The organism is Candidatus Limnocylindrales bacterium, from assembly GCA_035571835.1.
In the GTDB taxonomy this organism is placed as follows: Bacteria; Desulfobacterota; Binatia; order UBA1149; family CAITLU01; genus DATNBU01.
Window position 1 is genome coordinate 167,964 of sequence record DATNBU010000028.1, and the last position, 21,021, is coordinate 188,984.

The 21,021-nt window shown below is 66.4% G+C and carries 16 protein-coding genes; 9 read left to right on the forward strand and 7 right to left on the reverse strand.

All coding sequences use genetic code 11. The annotated features are described in order from the left end of the window. Positions 1-10 precede the first annotated feature (10 nt). Together fbp and VN634_12205 are read right to left on the reverse strand one after the other, a co-directional pair. On the reverse strand, positions 11-1,024 hold the full coding sequence (gene fbp, locus VN634_12200; GenBank protein HXC51642.1) for a class 1 fructose-bisphosphatase: 1,014 nt from the start codon (positions 1,022-1,024) through the stop codon (positions 11-13). A gap of 107 nt (positions 1,025-1,131) precedes the next feature. Beyond that, positions 1,132-2,487 (reverse strand): sialidase family protein, encoded by a 1,356-nt coding sequence (locus tag VN634_12205; protein HXC51643.1) that lies wholly within the window; start codon positions 2,485-2,487, stop codon positions 1,132-1,134. Positions 2,488-2,808: 321 nt separating this feature from the next. Here VN634_12205 and VN634_12210 point away from each other — a divergent pair, with 321 nt between their 5' ends. From VN634_12210 to VN634_12220, 3 genes are all read left to right on the forward strand, one after another. Continuing rightward, positions 2,809-3,459 (forward strand): TetR/AcrR family transcriptional regulator, encoded by a 651-nt coding sequence (locus tag VN634_12210; protein HXC51644.1) that lies wholly within the window; start codon positions 2,809-2,811, stop codon positions 3,457-3,459. Between the two features lie 125 nt (positions 3,460-3,584). Next, entirely contained in the window at positions 3,585-4,916 is a 1,332-nt protein-coding gene (locus VN634_12215) for a citrate synthase (protein ID HXC51645.1), read from the forward strand. Between the two features lie 31 nt (positions 4,917-4,947). Then, complete coding sequence (locus VN634_12220; protein HXC51646.1) at positions 4,948-5,946, forward strand: ferrochelatase; 999 nt, start codon at positions 4,948-4,950, stop codon at positions 5,944-5,946. Positions 5,947-5,988: 42 nt separating this feature from the next. On the opposite strand, the gene VN634_12225 is transcribed toward VN634_12220, so the two are convergent. Continuing rightward, on the reverse strand, positions 5,989-6,906 hold the full coding sequence (locus VN634_12225) for a class I fructose-bisphosphate aldolase (GenBank protein HXC51647.1): 918 nt from the start codon (positions 6,904-6,906) through the stop codon (positions 5,989-5,991). 145 nt (positions 6,907-7,051) lie between these two features. After that, on the reverse strand, positions 7,052-8,095 hold the full coding sequence (locus VN634_12230; GenBank protein ID HXC51648.1) for an aminopeptidase: 1,044 nt from the start codon (positions 8,093-8,095) through the stop codon (positions 7,052-7,054). Between the two features lie 48 nt (positions 8,096-8,143). Here VN634_12230 and VN634_12235 point away from each other — a divergent pair, with 48 nt between their 5' ends. From VN634_12235 to VN634_12245, 3 genes are all read left to right on the forward strand, one after another. Continuing rightward, positions 8,144-9,892 carry an ABC transporter ATP-binding protein gene (locus VN634_12235; protein ID HXC51649.1) on the forward strand — a complete coding sequence of 583 codons (1,749 nt, stop codon included), beginning with the start codon at positions 8,144-8,146 and terminating at the stop codon, positions 9,890-9,892. After that, the gene (locus tag VN634_12240; GenBank protein HXC51650.1) at positions 9,889-11,751 is read left to right on the forward strand and encodes an ABC transporter ATP-binding protein; all 1,863 of its coding nucleotides are present in this window, start codon (positions 9,889-9,891) and stop codon (positions 11,749-11,751) included. The genes VN634_12235 and VN634_12240 overlap by 4 nt, the downstream gene beginning before the upstream one ends. Before the next feature lie 76 nt (positions 11,752-11,827). Next, positions 11,828-13,216 carry a sulfatase gene (locus tag VN634_12245; protein ID HXC51651.1) on the forward strand — a complete coding sequence of 463 codons (1,389 nt, stop codon included), beginning with the start codon at positions 11,828-11,830 and terminating at the stop codon, positions 13,214-13,216. Between the two features lie 160 nt (positions 13,217-13,376). Here VN634_12245 and VN634_12250 read toward each other — a convergent pair whose 3' ends face one another. Continuing rightward, positions 13,377-14,072: a hypothetical protein gene (locus VN634_12250; GenBank protein HXC51652.1), complete on the reverse strand. Its 696-nt coding sequence runs from the start codon at positions 14,070-14,072 to the stop codon at positions 13,377-13,379. A gap of 30 nt (positions 14,073-14,102) precedes the next feature. Here VN634_12250 and VN634_12255 point away from each other — a divergent pair, with 30 nt between their 5' ends. Beyond that, positions 14,103-15,143, forward strand: coding sequence for a GDP-mannose 4,6-dehydratase (locus VN634_12255; protein ID HXC51653.1), 1,041 nt, complete (start codon positions 14,103-14,105; stop codon positions 15,141-15,143). Between the two features lie 27 nt (positions 15,144-15,170). On the opposite strand, the gene VN634_12260 is transcribed toward VN634_12255, so the two are convergent. After that, entirely contained in the window at positions 15,171-16,940 is a 1,770-nt protein-coding gene (locus VN634_12260) for an FAD-binding oxidoreductase (protein HXC51654.1), read from the reverse strand. Positions 16,941-16,949: 9 nt separating this feature from the next. Beyond that, positions 16,950-18,182 carry a lactate racemase domain-containing protein gene (locus VN634_12265; GenBank protein ID HXC51655.1) on the reverse strand — a complete coding sequence of 411 codons (1,233 nt, stop codon included), beginning with the start codon at positions 18,180-18,182 and terminating at the stop codon, positions 16,950-16,952. A 203-nt stretch (positions 18,183-18,385) separates the two neighbouring features. Between VN634_12265 and VN634_12270 the strand changes: the two genes are divergently transcribed. Further along, positions 18,386-19,195, forward strand: coding sequence for a class I SAM-dependent methyltransferase (locus VN634_12270; GenBank protein HXC51656.1), 810 nt, complete (start codon positions 18,386-18,388; stop codon positions 19,193-19,195). A gap of 71 nt (positions 19,196-19,266) precedes the next feature. Continuing rightward, positions 19,267-21,000 carry a glycosyltransferase family 39 protein gene (locus tag VN634_12275; GenBank protein ID HXC51657.1) on the forward strand — a complete coding sequence of 578 codons (1,734 nt, stop codon included), beginning with the start codon at positions 19,267-19,269 and terminating at the stop codon, positions 20,998-21,000. Positions 21,001-21,021 lie beyond the last annotated feature (21 nt).

Here is a 21,021-nt window from a genome sequence, read left to right on the forward strand (position 1 = left end):
CTGCCCGGTGCTACGCCGCGCGATGCTCGCGCCGCGATGCGAGGTAGTCGCCCACGTCGAGACGGCTGCCGATCACGAGCGGCACGCGATGGTGGATCCCGTCCGGCACGATGTCGAGCACGTCGCTTTCAACGTCGACGGCGCGGCCGCCGGCCTGCTCCTGCAGGAAGGCCATCGGATTGCACTCGTACATGAGGCGCAGCTTTCCAGTCGGTTTCGCGCCCGCTTCGCGCGCATCGGCCGGATACAGGAAGATGCCGCCCTTGATGAGGTTGCGGTGGAAGTCGGCGACGAACGAGCCGACGTATCGCGACGTGTACGGCCGGTTCGGTCCGCGCTCCTTGAGCGAGCCCACGTACGCGCGCGTGGCGGAATCCCACGTGCCGGAGTTGCCTTCGTTGCAGCTGTAGATCTTGCCGCGCTCGGGAGTGCGGATGTTCGGATGCGACAGGCGGAACTCGCTCGACGACGGATCGAGCGTGAAGCCGTTGACGCCGTCGCCGGCGGCAAACACGAGCATCGTGCTCGTGCCGTACAGGAAATAACCTGCGGCGACCTGGTGGCGCCCGGTCTGCAGGAAATCCTCGAGGGTTGCCGGCCCGTTCTTCGTGCGGCGGCGATAGATCGCAAAGATCGTTCCGATGCTGACGTTGACGTCGATGTTCGACGAGCCGTCGAGCGGATCGAAATACACGAGATAGTCGGCGCGCTCGCCGGTCGCCGACGGTGCGATGATGTCCTCGTTCTCTTCGGAAGCGATGCCGCACACGCAGCCGGAGCGCCGCAGGTTGTCGACCAGCAGATCGTTCGCGTACAGGTCGAGCTTCTGCTGCGCCTCGCCGTGCACGTTATGACCTTCGGCGCGGCCGAGAATGCCGGCCAGCCCGGCACGGTTGACCTCGACCGAAATCACCGAGGCGGTCGACGCGAGCTCGAGCAGCAGGCGCGCGATTCCGGGTTCGGTCGGCACGTTGCCGCCGACGCCAAGCAGATGACCGCGCAGCGATTCGCCGATCTGTTCCATGGTCCCTGGTGTGCTCCCTCGGCGCGCTGCTTCGCGCGATGGCCCCCCGTACGGGAAATCCGGGACAGGTACAATTTAGCCGGCAAACCGCCGAAGTCCCGATTCGATCAAGGCGTGTTCGGCCTCGACGGCGGACCGGTGATTTCCCGTCCGAAGTGTCCGATCGCAACCAGGATGTCGCGATCCCTGTCGAGCACTTCGCCGAAGCTTTCGGTCGACGACCATGCCGTGATCCACGTTCCGCTTCCGTCGGTTGCAAGCGACGGAGTCGTGTCCTCGCCGAGATCGTGTTTGGCGTTGGTGTTGAGAATGAACGACTGCGTCCAGTTAGCTCCCTGATCGCGCGACATCGCGACCAGCAGGTCCGCGTCCGCACCGCGTGCGGCGCCGCGCCGGTCCCACGACGTCCACGCGACGACCCAGTTTCCGTAGCCGTCGACGGCAAGCTCGGGCGTGTCGTCGTCGCCGGAATCGCTCGCGGCCTCGCGATTGAGCGGAGCCCGCGTGCTCCATGTCCTGCCGCCGTCGGTGGAGCGGACGAACAACAGATCGCGGTCTCTTCCGATCGTGTCGCCGAGCGGATCGGCCGACGACCACGCGCAGACCCAGTTGCCGCGACCGTCGCCCGCAAGACGCGGCCCGAAGTCCGGGCGGTCGTCTTCACTGGTGCCGGCAAGAGCCTGCGGAGGGTCCCACGAGGCCGTCGCATCGATCGAACGGGAGACGAACACGCCGCGCTGGAATCCGCCTTTGTCGTCGGACACGCCGCCGCTCGACCACGCGACCATCCACGTTCCGGCCGTGTCGACCGCGACTCGCGGAGACGTGTCGTAGCCGAGATCGCTGCGCGCGGCCGGATCGATGACGTCGGGCGGCGACCACGTCTTGCCGGCGTCGACCGAGGTCGAATAGAGGATGTCGCGGTCGCCGCCTTTGGTGTTGCCGAGCGAATCGGACGACTCCCAGACCGCGGTCCAGCGGCCCTTGTCGTCGGTTGCGATGTCCGGGCTCTCGTCATCGCCCCAGTCGAATCCGCCGTTGCTGTTGAGCGACCGGCGCTCGCTCCACGTAAGCGCGTTGTCGGTCGAGACCACATAGTGGATGTCACGATCGCGGCGCGGGGCCGTTCGCCTGGCGAGAGCTTCGAGATCTTCGGTCGAGGTCCAGACGATGATCCAGGTGCCTTTGCCGTCGGTCGTGACTGCCGGCTGCCGGTCCTCGGCGCGATCGGTCTGGAACGTGTCGGTCACCGGTTTCGGCGGGGTCCAGTGTGCCCCGTCATCCGAGGACCTCGAGTAGACCACGTCGATGTCGCGCCCGAGGCCGAGATCGTTGGCTCCGACGACCTGCCAGACGATGACCCATACACCGCCGACGCCGGCGGCGATCCGCGGAAACTCGTCGCTATGGGCGTCCGTCCGGGCCGCGCTGTCGATGGCGACCGGCGCGTCGAAGCTCGGCACTTGGGCTTCCCCCCGGCCGGCCGCCACGAGGAGGGAAATTGCCGCCACCCCGGATGCGCTACAACATCGTGAAAAGATTCTGAAAAGGGTGATCTGGGGACGCTTGGACACTGCCATCGGGGCTCAAGGTAACCGAATCGAGGGGAGCTAACCAAAGATATTTCGGATCGGTTTGATGCACGATGGCAACTTGCCTTATTCTTTAATTGGGAAAAAGGATTATGACCGTATAGCGGCAAGGTCGTCGGCAGCTCGCGCGCGAGCGCGACGGAGGGGTGACTGTAAACCCCGGTGCCGACCGAAGCGGAAGCGAGATAGAAAATGGCCGAAACTCCTGCCCGACGTGGACGCACTTCGAAGGTTTCCCGCGAGAGAATCCTGGATGCCTCGATCGTCGAATTCGCCAAGCACGGTTACGAAGGTGCAACGACGGCTTCCGTCGCTCGCCGCATCGGCGTGACCCAACCCCTGATCCACTACCATTTCGGTTCCAAGGAGGCTCTGTGGCGAGCCGCCGTCGAAATGGCGTTCAGCCAGATGACGCCTCTCATCGAGGGCATGGACGATGGCGCGATCGAAACCGATCCGCGCGAACGCCTGCGAACGATTGCCCGCCGGATCGTTCACTTCAGCGCCGAGCATCCGGAAGTCAGCCGGCTGATCATCGCCGAGTCGGCAGTGCCCGGTCCCCGTCTCGAATGGATGACCGAGAAGCACCTGCGGCCGCTCATTCGTCGCGTCGAGCAGACGTTCCGCACCGGCCGCGACGCGGGCATCGTCAAGAACCTCTCGCTCGAATCGTTGATCTTCCTGTTTCTCGGTGCGCTTCCGCACTTCTTCGACGGAGCACCGCTGATCGGTCTGCTGTGGGGCATCGATCCGACCGATCCGGAGCATGCATCGGCGTATGCCGATACGCTCGTCGAAGTGCTGACCTCCGGCCTGCTCGAAGCTCCGACGGCTGCAGCCTGATCGAGAAGCTCACACGCGACCGCGTGTGAGCTTTGCCGCGTCGGCCACTGCTTCGATGCGATTGAACGGCCCTCCCTCCCTGATACTGTCGCGCTTCCGATAACAGTGGATAAGGAGCTGCGGCGATGGCGAACGAGACCGTCACGATTACCGACAACCGCACGGGCAAGAGCTACGAGCTGCCGATCGAAGACGGGACCATTCGCGCGCTCGACCTCCGGCAGATCAAGACCGGGCCGGATGATTTCGGCCTGATGACGTACGATCCCGCGCTGACCAACACGGCAAGCTGCCGCAGCGCGATCACCTATATCGACGGCGACAACGGAATCCTCCGCTACCGCGGCTATCCGATCGAGGAGCTGGCCGAAAGAAGCTCGTTTCTCGAGACCGCCTACCTGATCGTCAAGGGCGAGCTTCCCGACCAGGAGCATCTCGACGCATGGACGTACAACGTCAAGATGCACACGATGCTCCATGAGAAGACCAAGAGCTTCATGGAGGGATTCCGCTACGACGCACATCCGATGGGCATCCTCGTCGGCACCGTGGCAGCGCTGTCGACGTTCTATCCCGATGCCCGCGACATCGACGACCTCGAGTCGCGCCGCCTGCAGGCGCGCCGGCTGATCGGCAAGATGCCGACGATCGCGGCGTACGCCTATCGCTATTCGCTCGGCCTGCCGTACGTGCAGCCCGACAACGAGCTCAGCTACACCGGCAACCTGCTCGCGATGCTGTTCAAGATGACCGAGCCGCGCTACCGGCCGAACAAGGCGCTCGAGAAAGCGCTCGACGTCCTGTTCATCCTTCATGCCGACCACGAGCAGAACTGCTCGGCCAACGCGATGCGCGCGGTCGGAAGCTCGCGCGTCGATCCGTACTGCGCGACCGCGGCTGCGGCCGCCGCGCTCTACGGCCCGCTGCACGGAGGCGCGAACGAAGAAGCCGTCGAGATGCTCGAGGCGATCGGCTCGGTCGATCGCATCCCCGAGTTCATCAAGAGCGTCAAGGCCGGCGAGCGCCGCCTGATGGGGTTCGGTCACCGGATCTACAAGAACTACGATCCGCGCGCGAAGGTCATCAAGAGAATCGCATACGAAGTGTTCGAGGTGACCGGGCGCAATCCGCTGATCGACATCGCCGTCGAGCTCGAGCGCATCGCGCTCGAAGACGATTACTTCCAGTCGCGCAAGCTCTATCCGAACGTCGATTTCTATTCGGGCATCATCTACCAGGCGATGGGCTTTCCAACGGCCATGTTCCCGGTGCTTTTCGCGATCGGCCGCACGCCGGGCTGGATCGCGCAATGGACCGAAAACGTGCGCGACCAGGAACAGAAGATCGTGCGCCCGCGGCAGATCTACATCGGCGAAGGCGAGCGCCACTACAGCCCGATCGCCGAACGGCCCGTCCCGCAGACCGTCGAGCGCAAACTGATGCGCGGACGTCTCTGATCGCTTCCGGTTCGCTTGAGGGCTGCTTCGCGTGAGCCTTCCGCCCCCTCCGCAGGTGGACGCCGTGCTTCTGCTCTCGTTCGGCGGACCGGAAAAGCCGGACGACGTCGTTCCGTTCCTCGAGAACGTCACCCGCGGACGTAACATTCCGCGCGAAAGGCTCGAGACGGTCGCCGCGCAGTACATGCGCTTCGGCGGACGCAGCCCGATCAACGACGAATGCCGCAGTCTGGTTCGCGCACTTCGCGACGAGCTCGCACGCTCCGGCCCGCCGCTGCCGGTCTACTGGGGAAATCGCAACTGGGCCCCGATGCTTGCCGACACGGTCGGCGAGATGGCCCGCGACGGCGTGAAGCGGGCCGTCGCGATCACGACGTCGGCCTACAGCTCGTACTCGGCGTGCCGCCAGTATCTCGAGGACATCGAGCGCGCCCGCGCTGCAGTCGGTGCGAGTGCGCCGGTCATCGAGAAGATCCCGCCGTACTGGAACACGCGCGGATTTCTCGAGACCATGATCACCAATACGCGTGCAGCGCTTGCCGCCAACGACGCGGCCGCATTCGCCGCGTCGAGGCCGGAGACCGGCGGCGGGGTGCGTCTCGTCTTTACCGCGCATTCGCTGCCTGTCGAGATGGCCGCCCGGTGTCGCTACGAAGACGAGCTGCGCAAGGCGTCGGCGATCGTCGCCGCACGTGTGCTTCCGGGCACGCGCTGGAAGCTCGCCTTCCAGAGCCGCAGCGGGTCTCCGTCGCAGCCGTGGCTCGAGCCCGACATCGACGACCACCTGCGAACGCTCGCTGCGGCCGGCGTCTCACGCGTGGTCATCGTGCCGATCGGTTTCGTCGCCGATCACATGGAAGTGGTCTACGACCTCGACGTGCTGGCGCGCGCCGTGTGCGATTCGGTGGGCATTCTGATGACGCGCGCGGCGTGCGTCGGATCGGCCCACCGCTTCGTCTCGGGGCTTCGCGATCTCGTGGCCAACCACGTCGAGCGACCGCGCGCGTGCGCGCCGGACTGCTGCACCTGACCTCGCCGCCGCGAGCACACCACGCGAACCCGCGCTGCGCTCTCAGGCGTAGATCTTCATGCACTCCGCAAGGAACTTGATGGCGTCGGCCTTCGGACGCTGGAAGCTGTTGCGGCCGATGATCGAGCCGAACCCGCCGCCGTCGCGGATCCCGCGGCATTCCTCGAACACCTTGTCGTCGGTGCCCTTGGCTCCGCCCGAGAAGATCACGATGCGGCGACCGCCGAACGACGATTCGACGACGTGGCGCACACGCTCGGCGAGCGTGGCGACAGGGATGTTTTCCTTCTCGTAGACTTTCTTCGCTTCGGCCTGCTCGACGTGGGCCGTCGGCGGCTTGACCTTGAGGATGTTGGCGCCGAGCTGCGCGGCGATCTGCGCCGCATAGGCCGTCACGTCGATGGCCGTCTCGCCTTCCTTCGAGATCCCGGAGCCGCGCGGATACGACCACACGACGACGGCGAGCCCGCAAGCCTTGGCCTCGCGCGTGAGCTCGGCGAGCACTTCGTACATGCCCTGGAACTGCGCCGAGCCGGGATAGATCGTGTAGCCGATCGCCGAGCATCCGAGCCGCAGCGCGTCCTGCACCGAGCCGGTCACCGACGGCGTCGGGTCCGATCCGTCGGGTGCGAGCGAGTCGTGGTTGTTGAGCTTGAGGATCAGCGGGATCTCGCCGGCAAAATCTGCGGCGCCGCCTTCGATAAAACCGAGCGGGGCCGCGTAGGCGTTGCATCCCGCGTCGATCGCGAGCTGGAAATGGTATCGCGGGTCGTAGCCGGGCGGGTTGGGCGCGAAGCTGCGCGCGGGACCATGCTCGAAGCCCTGGTCGACCGGCAGGATCACCATGCGGCCTGTGCCCCCGAGCTTTCCCGTGTTCAGCATTCTCGCAAGATTGGAAAGCACTCCGGGATTCTCGCCCGCGTACCAGCTCAGGATCTCCCTTACTCTCGCAGTCGCCATTCGGTGGTCCTCTCTCGATGAAAGATGTTGGCCGCGAACGAAGAAACGAGCGCGACGCGCCGACTCTTAGGCTCGCTTCGAAAAAGGCGCAAGCGGCCCCTGGCCGGAACCGATTCGCTGCAACCCGACGCTCGCCGGCTGCTGCTCATGGCACAGGCATCGGCGTGCCGATGACGAGCTTGTGGACGTCGCCGTGATGAGCAAGCGCGTCGCTCAGCTGCGCGAGCGCGATGGAGATGCTCGGCTGTGCGGCAAGGAACGCGTCGATCCCGCGGCCTCCGGTCGCATAGCGGTGCGCCGCAAGGAACGACGCATTGTCGAGCCGGTCCTCGGCAAGATCCTTCGCGAAGTTGTGGTCGACGCGCTCGATGTCGGCGAGCACCTCGTCGTAGATCGCCTTGCGTCCTGCGATCAGCTCGTCGCGCGGCTCGCCGCGCGCACGCGCCTCGTCGAAATACGTTTTCAGCTTGACCGCGGCCGCGTCGAGCACGTCGCTGCGCGCGACCCACGCTTCGCGCCAGGCTTTCGCCCGGGCAGCGCCGGCCTCGTTGCCGCGCGACCGATAGTAGCGTTCCGCGAGGCGCCACGACGCAGCGCTTGCGAGCGACTCGTTGAACTCGACCTGGCCCGGCGCAAAAAACGTCTGGTGCACGAGCTCGTGCAGCACCGTGACGACGACGGCATACTCGCCGCGCACGAGCACGCTCGACGGCAGCGGATCGTCGAACCATCCGAGCGTCGAATACGCCGAAGCCTCGACGATCATCGTGTCGAGTCCCTCGTCGCGAAGTCCCGCGGCGAACTTCTCGGCAGGCTCGCGATCGAAGTATCCGCGATAGGGGATCTTGCCGACGACCGGATACCACCACGTATAGGGCTCGAGCTTGTCGGCGTAGGCGGCGGTCACGACGTGAAAGGGTGACGTCGATGCACTGTCGCTGACCGTTCGATAACTGCCGCCCACGTGAAGACCCTCGTCGGCAGCGAAGTTGCGTACGTCGATCAGGGTCTCGATCGCCCGGCGCCGTTCAGGATCCTGCGTAGTTGCGAGCAGTTCTGTGGCGGGCTTCGCGTCGCGCAGAAAGCGCGCCTCTTCCATGGCGAGGCGCGTCAGATAAAGGCTGCGACACCCGCCGGCGACGAGGACTGCAGCGAGGCCCGTCGCGAAGCGCAGGAGAAGGCCGGGCACGACATTCGCGGTGCGCCGGGCTTCCGCTATATGAGGATGAAGCCTTCGATGAGTCGTCTCTGGAAATACATGCGGCGCTACCGCTTCCGCTACGCGGTGGGCGGGCTCGCGCTGTTCGCCACCGCCACGCTGGTCATGGCGATTCCCAAGCTGACGCAGCGCGCGTTCGACGTCATCGCCGGCGACCTTCCCGCCGACCAGAAGATTTCCACCGTGACAGGCTATGCCCTGACGATCATCGCGATCGCGATTATCCAGGCGATCGTGCGCACCTGGTCGAGGACCCTGATCTTCAACGCCGGCCGCGACGTCGAGTACGACCTCCGGGGCGAGCTCTACGACCATCTCCTGAACCTGCACCAGGGATATTACCAGAGCCAGCGTACCGGCGACCTGATGTCGCGCCTGGTCAACGACATCGGCGCGGTACGCATGCTCCTCGGTCCGGGCTTCCTCACGTTCGTCAACACCCCGCTCTACTGCGTCTACGCGTTCTCGCTGATGCTGTGGATGGATGCGCGGCTGACGCTCGCCGCGCTGCTGCCGTTTCCGATCGTGCTCGTGTTCATGCGCCGCTACATGCGCGCGATGATGGAGGCGACGGTGCGCACACAGGAGCAGCTGGCCGGCATGTCCGCGTTCGGCCAGGAGACGCTGGCGGGTATCCACGTCGTCAAGTCGTTCGGCCGCGAAGAATCCCGCGCACGCAACTTCATCGAGCTCAACCGGCGCTACAAGATCGAAGCGATGGAGGCGGCAAAGCTGCGCGCGAAGATCTTCCCGGCGATTCGCACGGTTTCTTCGCTCGGGGTCGTCATCGTGCTCGGCTACGGCGGCAGCGAAGTCGTCAGCGGCCGCATGACGCTCGGGTCTCTGGTCGCGTTCATGGGCTATCTGCAGATCCTCGCGTGGCCGATCATGGCGGTCGGCTTCATGCTTGCGATCTGGCAGCGCGGCAAGGCCGCGCTCGTGCGGCTCGGAGAAATCTTCGACATCGTGCCCGGCATCGCGTCGCCGGTTCCCGCCTACGTTCCGGCCGCCGTTCGCGGCGACATCCGTTTCGAGCACGTCGATTTCGCGCACGCGGCAGGCGGCGCCAAGCTGCTCGACGACATCACGATCGATGTGCCGGCCGGAACCACGCTCGGCGTTCTCGGACGCACCGGTTCGGGCAAATCGACGATTGCGAACCTCCCGCCGCGACTGTTCGACGCGACCTCCGGCCGCGTGCTCGTCGACGGCGTCGACGTGCGCGAATGGGATCTTGCGAGCCTGCGCTCGGCCATCGGATTCGTGCCCCAGGACCCGTTCCTGTTCTCGACGACGATCGCGAAGAACGTCGAGTTCGGGCGCGGAACGCTCGAAGGCCCCGAGATGTCGAGCCTGCTCGAAACCTCCGGGCTGGATGTCGACCTCGCCGAATTCCCGCACGGCCTTGCCACCCCGGTCGGAGAACGCGGCGTGACGCTGTCGGGCGGCCAGAAGCAGCGCCTGACCCTCGCACGCGCGATTGCGCGCGAACCGAGAATTCTCATCCTCGACGACTCGCTCTCGAGCGTGGATGCGGCAACCGAGCGCAGGATCCTCGAGCGTCTCGACGAGGTCCGGCGCGGTCGCACTGCGATCGTCATTTCCCACCGCGTCTCGTCGGTCGTCAAGGCTGATCGCATCGCGGTGATCGACGAAGGCCGCATCGTCGAGCAGGGAACGCACGCCGAGCTCGTCGCCCGGCAAGGGCTCTACGCCGACCTCTGGAAGCGCCAGCGCATCACCGAAGAGCTCGAGGCCATGGCATGAGCCAGGCCGAAGGCACCGGTATCGGCGAAGAGCTCGCCATCGTCGGCACGCGCGACATCGCGATGGTGCGCTCGATGTGGCGCTTTCTGTCGCCGTACAAGGGCCTGTTCTTTCTGTCGATCGCGCTTCTGCCGCTGATCTCGGCCTGCCTTCTGGTGCAGCCGTGGATCGTCAAGCAGGCCATCGACCACTGCATCGCGGCCGGCACCACGCACAACCTGTGGCTGTGGGTGCTCGCGTACACCGCGGCATTCGTCAGCGAGTTCGCGCTGCTCTACTGGCAGAACGTCGTGACGATGTCGCTCGCGCAGAAGAGCCTCGCCGACCTGCGCCTGGCCGTGTTCGAGAAGATCGAATCGATGGATACGGCGTTCTTCGACCACAATCCGGTCGGCCGCCTCGTCACGCGCATGACGACCGACGTCGACGTGATCAACGAGATGTTCGCCGCCGGGGCGATCACGATGCTGATGGACGCGCTGACGCTCATCGGCATCGTCGTCATCATGTTCATGCTGCACGCGAAGCTGACGGTCGCCGCGCTCGCGACGCTGCCGCTGATGCTGATCCTGGTCGATTTCTTCCGGCGCAAGTCGCGCACGTACTACCGGCAGATCCGCGAGCGTATCGCGCGCATCAACTCGTACCTGCAGGAGTCGATCACCGGCATGGCGGTCGTGCAGCTTTTCGTCAACGAGCGGCGCATGTCGGCCGAGTTCGGCGAGCTCAACTCGTCGTATCGGGACGCCAACCACTGGTCGAACATCTACGAGGCGTCGCTGTTCTCGATCGTCGAGTGCGTCAGCGCGATCTCGACGGCCGCGATCCTGTGGTACGGCGCGCATCTGGTGGTCGGCACGCCCGTCACCGCGGCGTCGGCCGTCCAGGGCGCAGTCGGCTTCGGCACGCTGGTCGCGTTCATGGAGTACATCAACCGGTTCTTCGTGCCGGTACGCGACTTCTCGACCAAGTACGCCGTGCTGCAATCGGCCATCACGGCCTGCGAGAAGGTATTCGGCCTCCTCGAGCTCGAGCCGGTCCTCAGGAATCCCGCCGAGCCGATCCCGGCGCCGCCCCGTACGGGCACGATCGAGTTCGACGACGTATGGTTCTCGTACATTCCGGGAGAGCCGGTGCTTCGCGGCGTCTCGTTCCGCGTCGCGGCCGGCGAGCACGTTGCAATCGTCGGCGCCACCGGCTCGGGCAAGACCACGATCACCAAGCTGCTCGCGCGCTTCTACGACGTCGAGCGCGGGCGCGTGCTGGTCGACGGCGTCGACGTGCGCGAGTGGGATCTCGGCGATCTCCGCCGCCGCATCGTGACCGTGCTGCAGGACGTGTTCCTGTTTTCCGGGACTGCCGCCGACAACATCCGCCTCGGGCGCGACGACATCACCGACGAGGAAGTCCGCGCGGCCGCGCGCGCCGTGCATGCCGACCGCTTTCTCGAACGCCTGCCCGACGGCTACGATTCGCCCGTGCGCGAGCGCGGCAACAACTTCTCGACCGGGCAGCGACAGCTCCTGTCGTTCGCGCGTGCGCTTGCGTACAAGCCGGACATCCTCGTGCTCGACGAAGCGACGTCGAGCGTCGACCACGACACCGAGGAGCTCATCCAGGATGCCGTCGCGAAGCTGCAGGAAGGTCGCACGTCGCTCGTCATTGCGCACCGGCTTGCGACGATCGAAGGCGCCGACCGCATCGTCGTGCTGCACCACGGCGTGCTGCGCGAGAGCGGCTCGCATGAAGAGCTGATGAAGCTCGGCGGCCTGTACGCGCGCCTGTACCTGCTGCAGCACGACGACGAGGTGCACGCGCACCCATCTCCGCCGGCGGAACAGGTCGCAACCAGCGCCTGATCCCGAACGGACTTCCCGACGGAAAGTGCCCGGACGGAAACTGGAATTGCCGCCCGGATCGCGTAAGGAAAATCCGGTGAAAAAGCCTTTCCTGTTCGTCGCGATTGCGCTCTTCGCAGGCGCAGCTCTGGTCTGGAGCCACGGACGAACAACGGTCGGATCGTACGCGCGTTCCAACATCCTCATCATCTCGGTCGACGCATTGCGCGCAGACCACCTGGGCACGTACGGCTACGGCCGCGACTGCTCGCCGACCATCGACGCCCTGTCGAAGCGGGCAGTCACGTTCGACCGGGCCTTTGCGCCGCGCGGCTCCACGTGGCCTTCGCTCACGACGATGCTCACGTCGCTTTCGCCGGTCACGCACAACGTGCGCGAGAATGGCCAGTATCCGCCGCCGGACATCCGCACCATCGCCCATATCCTAGGCGACGCGGGATATTCGGCGGAGGCATTCGTCAGCGGAACCATCTGCTACATCGCCAGGCGAGTCGATGCGTTCAAGAAAGTCGCGTGTGGCGAGGACACCTACGTGGCATCGGCCGCAGCCGACTTCATCCGTTCGAACGACGGACGGCCGTTCTTCGCGTGGCTACACATTCTCGCGCCGCACGGCCCGTATGATCCGCCCGCCGCATACGACCGGTTCACCAGGGCCGACTACCACGGACAGATCGGCCGCGACCAGCTCACGCTCGGCGCCGTCATCCGCAACCAGAAGCCGCTGACGGACGAAGACCGCGCGCAACTCTACGGTCTTTATGACGGCGAGATCCTGTTCGCTGACGCACAGATTGCACTGGTGCTGAAAGCACTCGAGGAAAAGGGCCTGCAGGAGAGGACGATCGTCGTGTTCCTCGCAGACCACGGCGAAGAGCTCGCCGATCACAACGGCTATCTCTATCACTCGTGCTCGGTCTACGATTCGGTGCTGCGCATCCCGCTGATCATCGCGCTTCCGGACGGAGCGGGCGCCGGACGGCGGTCGGCCTCGATCATCGAGACGCAGGATCTGGCGCCTACGCTGCTCGAGCTCGTCGGGCTCGAGCCGCTTCCGTCATTCGAAGGCAGGTCGCGTATCACGCGCCTCGGCAGCAGCGACGAGAGCCCGCCGGAAGCCTCGACCACCAATGGAGAATTCTCATCCAGCGAGTGGTACGCGTCCGACGTCGACAAGACCATCCAGACCGTTCGGACGGCGCGCTGGCGCTACGTGAGCAACCCGTCCGGTCTTACGCCGCGATGTCCGCCGCGCGGCGACTACTACAAGGTCCAGCGCGAAGAGCTCTACGACCATGCGAGCGACCCGCTCGATCACCGCAACGTCGTCGCCGACCATCCGGAGCTTGCGCAGCGTTTCGCGAAAATCGCCGAGGCGGAGAACGCACGATCGATCAAAGTGAAGCCGCAGGAGATCGACAAGAATCTCGAGGGCGAGCTGCGCTCGTTCGGATACGTCGAGTAAATGTCGGCGACGGCGACGGGTTCGAAAGGTTGACTGCACGAACATTCCGCGGGGAATGTCGGCGATCGCGACGGGTCCTCCTGACTGGGCCTGGAATCAGGCTGTCGCGCGCGTCTAAGACCCCGAACCACCCACACAAACCGGCGTAGAGCCAGTCTGTCTAGTGCGCCGGCTGCTCGCCGGCCGGCGCCGGCTTCGTTGCGGCTGCCGGCGGAGCCTTTGCATCCGGCGGTGCAGCAGCGGCCGCATCTTTGGCGGCCTGTTCTTTCGCGGCGCGACGCGCGGCTCTGGCCGCTTTCGGATCGGTGCCGTCACAGCGGCACCACTTCCTCTTTTTCTCTTTCGGCCTGTCCTGTTTGGCGACGGTCTTCGGCGACGCGAGTTTCACGTCCGTAAGCGGCTTCTCGAGCTCCGGGGGAACAGGCAGCCCTTTCGCCTTGAGGTTGGCGATCTGCTTTTCGCGCACCGCCTGAAGACGCTGGCGCAGCAGCGCATACTGGCGATCTTCGCCGGAGACGGCGCCATGCTTTTCGGCCAGCTCCTTCGCCGCAATCTGGAGCACACTCTCGATGCTGTATTCCTGATTCTCGGGCTTCGAATAGACCGCGTCGATCGTGTCCTTCCACTCGGCGGTCGTGGCTTTCAGCACGTACGGATAGTGCTCGTCGACCCAGCCTCCCGGATCCAGGTTTCGCGCGAGCTTGGACATCATGAGATAACCCGCGATGTAGCCGCTCTTGAAATCGGTCGAGAACCCCTGCCATCCCTTGTATCCGATTGCAGCGGCCGCAAGTCCTGCTGTCCCGATGAGCACACCAAGAAGAATTCCGGCAATGAAGGCTCTGGTTGCGCGCATGCTCGAGACTTTCCCCCAGACCTGTATGCCATGCAACGCAGCACCGCGGCTGCTCCGCGCTCACCGCCGGCCTGCAGCTTGAGCGCCGGCGCAACAGACAGGACGCATGCGGGCGGATCGTCGCAGGCGAGGCCGCGACGCATCTTCATCACCGGAGTGGCCGGACAGGACGGCTGGTACCTCGCGCAGCAGCTTGCGGGCGCAGGACATCTCGTAACCGGCCTCGTGCTGCCCGGCCAGCAAGCGGACGCCGAAGAGATCCGGACGATCGAAGGAGACCTGCGCGACGTCGATTCGCTCGTGCGTGCAATCGACGCCGCCGCACCCGACGAGATCTACAATCTGGCCGCAGCCACGTTCGTGCCCGCGTCGTGGGAGGCTCCGGACGAAACCAGAACCGTCAACGCGCTCGGCGTCCGCAACCTCGTCGCCGCGATGTTGCGTGCTGCGCCGAGCGCACGGCTGTGCCATGCGTCGTCCGCGGAAATCTTCGGACCACCGACCGGCCGCCCGCAGGACGAAGATCATCCGATGCTGGCCGCTTCGCCGTACGGCCTGGCCAAGGCGGAGGCGCACAAGCTGATTGCCGAAACGCGCGCGGGCGGCGTGTTCGCGTGCTCGGCGATCCTGTTCAACCACGAATCGCCGCGCAGGCCGCCGTCGTTCGTGACGCGCAAGATCACGATGGCCGCGGCGCGCATCGCACGCGGCCTCGGCAAGGAACCCGTCGCGCTCGGAAACCTGCGGGCCGCGCGGGATTGGGGCTACGCACCCGAATACGTCGAAGCGATGCAGAGGATGCTCGCCGCCGGCGAGCCGCGCGATTACGTCGTCGCCACTGGGCGCGCAACCACCGTCGGCCGTTTCGCGGAGCTCGCGTTCGCGCGCGCAGGGCTCGACTGGCGTCAGCACGTCGTCAGCGATCCGGTGCACGAACGCGAAGGCGACAGCGAAGCGAGGATCGGCAATCCGTCGCGCATCGAGCGCGAGCTCGGATGGAAAGCGGCGACCAGCGTCGAGGCGCTCGTACGCATCATGGTCGATGCGGACCTGGCGCTGCCCGCCGAATAGCGGACAGCAGATGCCGGCTGTTCGAGACTACGCGTTGTCGAACAGCACTCCGGGTGCGAACAGACCGTCCGGATCGAGAGCACGCCTGGTCGCACGCATCGACTCGACGCCGGCCTCTCCGTGCAGCTCACGCAGCAGCAGCTTCTTGCCGGGATTGCGACCCGTCCCGTGCTCGGCGAGCGGGCTTCCGCCGAGCTCGATGGCGATTCTTCCGATCGCGATCTGCGCGGCACGCGCGAGCTCCATCTCCTGCGAGCTCTTCGCGATCAGGTTGGGATGCACGTTGCCGTCGGAGATGTGTCCCCAGATCACCGAGTCCATTCCGGTTGCCTCGAGCACCGCGCGATAGCGAACGAGCGATTCCTCGAGGTGCTCGAACGGAACGATCACGTCGCCGCCGGATTTCGCGATGGGTTCTCCGGTTCGCAGCGCCGCCTCACGGATCCGTCGATTGACGCCGTCGGGAACCGCTTCGCGCAGAGCGAACAGCGCGCGGCGCCTGTCGTTCTCGCCGGGAAGCGCCGGCACCGCATCGGCAAGCAGACCGCGCCGCTCGAGGATGCGGCAGAGCGTGGCGATGGGGCCGGAAGTCGCGGAGGACGCGGAGCCGCTCTCCGCTGACCCGCTGGCTGCCGCCAGTTCCTCTGACCCGGTGGCTGCGGCCCGTTCCGCTGACCCGCTGGCTGCCGCCAGTTCCTCTGACCCGCTGGCTGCCGCCAGCTCCTCTGACCCGCTGGCTGCGGCCAGCTCTTCGACCGCGCGCGCGCGATCGTAGGATGGCGGCAGCTCGAGCTGGACGAGAAGGAGCGCGCGCGCGCCGGAGGGCAGCGGCACGCCGGCACGTTCTGCGATCCCGTCCTCGCGAAGAATCTCGAGCGAGCGTGCATCCATGTATTCGATCGCGGCCACATCCGCGCCGCATTGCGTTCGGTCGGCGCTGTCGGTGGCTGCGCGTCGCGTCCGCACGGCTTCGTCGCGGAGCTCACGCGTCAGTGAAATCGCCTCGGCGTCGCCGGCAACCGGGATCAGCACCGCAAGCCACGACGGTCGCGGCGCAAGGCGCAGCCGCGCTTCGGTAACGACGCCCAGCGTGCCTTCGCTTCCGATGAACAGGTCGATCAGATCCATGCCGGCACCGCCGCGATAACCGGCCGACACTTTCGCAACCGCGGGCATCGCGACCGACGGCACCGGTACTCGCATGCAGCTGCCGTCGAGCCTCGCGATCTCGAACCATCCGTCGGGATGCGCGGTCACGTGCCCGCGCTCGACGTCGAGAGCCTCGCCGCACGCGAGCACCAGCGTGAGCCGGTCGACCCACCGACGGACGGTCCCGTGCTTGAACGTCGCCGCGCCGGCGGCGTCGGTCGAGACCACGCCGCCGACCGTCGCGCCGTCGTACGTCGGCACAGGCGGAAAGTAGAGATCGCGCTCGATGCACGCGGCGTCGAGATCGCGCAGCACGACGCCCGCGCCGGCGCACACCGAGCTCGACGTCCAGTCGCGCATCACAGAAAGCCGGGCCGTCGAGACCACCGTCTCGCCGTGCGGCGTCGCGCCGCCGGTCAGCGAAGACTGCGCGCCGACGACGAGCAGCGGCCTGCCCTCGCGGACGAGTGCCGCGACGTCGGCTTCGTTTTCCGGGAAACACACTTCACGCGTGTGGCCGCCGGGATATCGGGCTGCATCCTGCAGGTAGCCGGCAACCAGGTCGGCGTCTTGCGCTCGCGTCAGCGACGACGTTCCGCGCGGCGCCCGGGTGCGGGCGAGCCATCGAGGATCCGCAGCGGCCGGCATGAGCGCTGCTCAGCGCACTTCGAGCGCGATGTTGCCGGCATCGTGCACGACCACCGCGCGGCCGGCCTCCGCACCTGCCGGCGATGTCTCCGAAGCAAGCACTTCGCGCGCCCAGCGCGCCGCGTCGGCGCGATCGGCGAACATGCGCACGCCGAGCACGCCGGCGAGATCAATCGGCACGCTGCTGCCGACCAGACCGACGTGTACGCCGCGCTCATCGGTCAGGGCTCTCAGCCGTACCGCCTTGTGATCGCCGAGCCGGTAGCCGCGCGACTCGACGATCGCACGGGCTTCTTCGGCGGTCGGCGCAGCGCGCAGCAGCTCGACGAAATGATCGATGCCGACGCCGTGGGAACATTTCGCTTCGAGCAGCAGCACGCCGCCGGCGCGCACCGCGAACTCGGTGTTCTTGATGCCCTTGTCGGCCTGGTAGAAGTCGCGGTCGAGCGGCGGCTTCACTTCGGCCACGACGAGGTCGGCTTCGGCGTCGAGCTCGGCGGCAAAACAACTGCGTACGATCTGAAGTCCCTGGATCAGCGCTTCGAGCGGATGACCGGCCGTCACTCCGACGATGCGCTCGCCGACGATCACCTGGTTGACGGCGAGAAGGCGCGCCCCCGAATCCTCGAGATCGGCCAGTGCATCGACGATGCCGACATGCACGGGATTGCCGTCGAGCCGCAGCGGACGCGCGGCCGGCGACAGCGCGTGCTCGTGATTGGCACGCAGGCTCTCCATCGACATCACGCCGACGGTCAGCGTCTTGTGCGCGCCGGTGATGCCCGCGAAGTAATGCGGCTCCATGCTGCCGCACGCCAGGTAGAAACCGGCCTCGGCCATCCACGCGTGAAGAGTCATGTTGCCGACGGTGCGAAGACCGGTTTCGCTTCGCGCGTCGTGCCAGGCCACTTCCGCGAGGCGCGACGCGTGCTCGCCGAAGATCGCGCTCTCGTGTGCGCGGCGCTCGGCATCGTCCGCCACATGGCTTCCGGCGGCGACGAGGACCCGAAGCGGCGGCACGCGCTCCCCGGCAAGGCGGCTGTCGAGCAGGGCAAGCACGGCCTCGATGAAGCTTCGCGTGTCCGTGTATCGATGGTTGTCGTTGACCAGCAGCGTCAGCGAGCGGCCTTCGGAGGCAGCGCCGCGCGCAAACTGCTCGAAGCCGGCGGAAGCCAGCGCATCACTGGTCGCGCGCGCGGAATCGACGGCCGTCTCCGGCGGCGCAGGCGCGACTTCGCGCACCTCGAAACCGGGAAGGAGCTGGCGCCAACTTGGTGGAGGGTGGTCTGATCCCATTCGTGTGCCGGAGCCGGGAGCTCGAGATGAAAACGCCTCCCGCACGGCGCGCGGCGAGTTAAGCACATCGTCCGACGCGAACCAAGAACCACCTCCAGCGCCGGACCGCCTTGCCGGTCCGGAGTGGCTCCCGTACAAACCCGCTATCCATGGTCGGCTCAGCGGAGGGTGCGAACGCGTTCACCGGCGAAAGGCCCGGCTGGGGCGAAGGATTCGAGTACGACTATGCGCGGCACATCGCTGCGTACCGCGTGGCGCAGCGGCTGGTTGGCGGGCGGACGGTTCTCGATGCGGGGTGCGGCGAGGGATTCGGGACCCAGCTTCTTGCAGCCGACGCCAGCTCGGTCACCGGAGTCGACTACTCCGAAGATGCGATCCGCGAATGCCGCCGGCTGTGGACAGCCGGACGGCCGAACCTGACTTTCGAACAGGTCGATCTCGCGCATCCGGCTGCGTTTTCCGACCGCTTCGACGTCGTGCTCTGTTTCCAGGTGATCGAGCACATCCACGATCCCCTGCCGTTCCTGCATGCGCTCGCCGACAGGCTGGCGCCGGGTGGAACGCTCGTCGTCACGACGCCGAACCGGCTGCGCACTGTCTCCGAAAATCCGTACCATGTGCGCGAATACACGGCCGGCGAGCTCGACGCCGAGCTTCGCGCCGTGTTTTCCGACGTTACGATCCGCGGCATCCACGGCAACGAGAAAGTCGAGCAGTTCGAGGAAGGTCGCCGGCGCGCGGTCGAAAGGATCCTGCGCCTCGATCCGCTCGGCATCCGTAACCTGCTTCCGCGGCGCGTCGTGGAATTCGCGTTTGCCCGCCTCGCGCGTCTCGTGCGGCGGCACGCCAAGCCTGAAGGCGCGGCGCCTGTCCTCCCCGAGGATTTCTCGGAGCAGGACGCCGTCGATCGCGCGCTCGATCTGCTCGCGTTCTGCCGCGATCCCCGGCCATCGCGTTAGTCCGTGCGGCGCATCGAACGGGAGACGGGCGCCCGGTAGCCGGACGGGTCCGGCTCGCGTACAACCGGACGATGCGGCCGAGCGGTGTCCTTCTCCTCGCCGTGTTCGCGCTGTGGCTGGCCGCAGTATTTGCGGTCGGCACCGGCGGTGAATTTCCTCTCAGCGACGACTGGGCCTACGCGCACGTCGTGCGCTCGATCTGCGAAGGCCGCGGCTTCGATTTCCTGCCGTGGACCGGCGCGAGCCTCGTATTCCAGGCGGCCTACGGCGCGCTGTTCGCCAAGCTGTCCGGATTTTCTTACGAGCTGCTGCGCCTGACGACGCTCGCGGTGTCCGCGATCGGAATCTTTTCCACATACGCGCTGCTGCGCGAGGCCGGCCCTGCGGCAGATAGCGGGACGGACGAGCACGGCATGCGGATCGCCGCAGCCGGCGCCGCGACCGTCGCGTTCTCTCCGCTGTGGTTCAATCTTTCTTTCACGTTCATGACCGACGTTCCGTTCGCCGCACTCGCGACGATGTCCGCATGGCTTTATGCGAGGGCGTTTCGCAGCGGGTCGCGGCCCGGGCTGCTGGCGGCGGGAGCCGTATGCGCCGCGGCGTTCCTCGTCCGCCAGCACGGCGTCTGGATCGCTGCCGCGGCGGCACTTGCAGCCGTCGCCACTGCGCCGCGCACGGCTCGTCTTCGCGATCGTGCCCAGGATGCGGCGGCGGCCGCGATCGTGCCGTTCGTTGCCGCCGCGGCGTATGTCATCTGGGCTGTCACGTCGCCTGTCGTGCCGCTGGCTGTCCACAACAAGATCGGCGAGGCAGCCGGGGTCTCGTGGCTCACGGTCGCGAACGCGTCGTTTCGCGGTCTCGCGACGCTCGGGTTCTTCCTGCTTCCGTGGGCACCGGTCATCGGACTTGCCGGCGTCCGCCAGCGTCGGCTGTTCTCGCTCAGCTTTGCGGCACTTGGCGCTGCAGCGGCGTATCTCTACGCACGCGAAGGCGCGACGATGTTCTACCTGAGCAACATGCTCGGGGATTTCTGGATCGGCCCGTGGACGACACGCGACATTCAGTTTCTCGGACACAGGCCGGATGGCGATGCCGGCGTGCTGTTTCATGTCGCGCTGACCGCAGCGTCGCTCGCTTCGGCGGCGCTTCTGGTTTCGCGCCTCGCCGCGGCGCCGTTCGGGCGAGCGGATGCAAAGCATGACGCCAGCGACCGCGCCGTCGATGCGGGCGGCCGGCGTCGCGTTGCGGTCTTCTGCGTGGCGGCGTTCGCGCTGTCGGCGCTCGGAACGCTCACGCAGTCTCACTACTTCTTCGACCGCTACCTGATCGTGCTCGTCCCGCTCGCGATGGCGGCGGTCGTCGCGCTCGCCGGACCGCTTCGCGCGGGCGGTGCTTTTGCAGCCTTGCTCGCGGCCGTCGCGCTGTACTCGGTCGCCGGTACGCACGATTACATGGAGCGAAACCGTGCACGCTGGGATCTGCTAGGCGCGCTCGAAGCCCGCGGAGTCACCGCTCGCAGCATCGACGGCGGCGTCGAGTACAACGGGGAACGACTTGCGGACGAGCTCAGGACATCTCCGACCGACGTCGAGGCGCGTCGCGGACAGCCGCAGTCGCGCAAAAGCTGGTGGTGGGTGATCGACGACCGCTGGATCCTCGCATACGGTCCGCTCGACGGATATCGCGAAGCGGATTCGCGCCGCTTCACGCGCTGGCTTCCGCCGGGCGAAGACCGCGTCCTCGTGCTCGAGCGCAACGATTCTGTGGACGCCGCGTCCGGCGCTGAGCCGGCGAGGGAACATTAACCGGATGCGATTCGAACCAGT

Excerpts from the sequence above, each read along its gene's own strand:
- fbp (HXC51642.1), bottom strand. The coding sequence starts at position 1,024 with ATGGAACAGATCGGCGAATCGCTGCGCGGTCATCTGCTTGGCGTCGGC.
- VN634_12210 (HXC51644.1), top strand. The coding sequence starts at position 2,809 with ATGGCCGAAACTCCTGCCCGACGTGGACGCACTTCGAAGGTTTCCCGC.
- VN634_12215 (HXC51645.1), top strand. The coding sequence starts at position 3,585 with ATGGCGAACGAGACCGTCACGATTACCGACAACCGCACGGGCAAGAGC.
- VN634_12225 (HXC51647.1), bottom strand. The coding sequence starts at position 6,906 with ATGGCGACTGCGAGAGTAAGGGAGATCCTGAGCTGGTACGCGGGCGAG.
- VN634_12235 (HXC51649.1), top strand. The coding sequence starts at position 8,144 with ATGAGTCGTCTCTGGAAATACATGCGGCGCTACCGCTTCCGCTACGCG.
- VN634_12240 (HXC51650.1), top strand. The coding sequence starts at position 9,889 with ATGAGCCAGGCCGAAGGCACCGGTATCGGCGAAGAGCTCGCCATCGTC.
- VN634_12250 (HXC51652.1), bottom strand. The coding sequence starts at position 14,072 with ATGCGCGCAACCAGAGCCTTCATTGCCGGAATTCTTCTTGGTGTGCTC.
- VN634_12255 (HXC51653.1), top strand. The coding sequence starts at position 14,103 with ATGCAACGCAGCACCGCGGCTGCTCCGCGCTCACCGCCGGCCTGCAGC.
- VN634_12260 (HXC51654.1), bottom strand. The coding sequence starts at position 16,940 with ATGCCGGCCGCTGCGGATCCTCGATGGCTCGCCCGCACCCGGGCGCCG.
- VN634_12270 (HXC51656.1), top strand. The coding sequence starts at position 18,386 with ATGGTCGGCTCAGCGGAGGGTGCGAACGCGTTCACCGGCGAAAGGCCC.
- VN634_12275 (HXC51657.1), top strand. The coding sequence starts at position 19,267 with ATGCGGCCGAGCGGTGTCCTTCTCCTCGCCGTGTTCGCGCTGTGGCTG.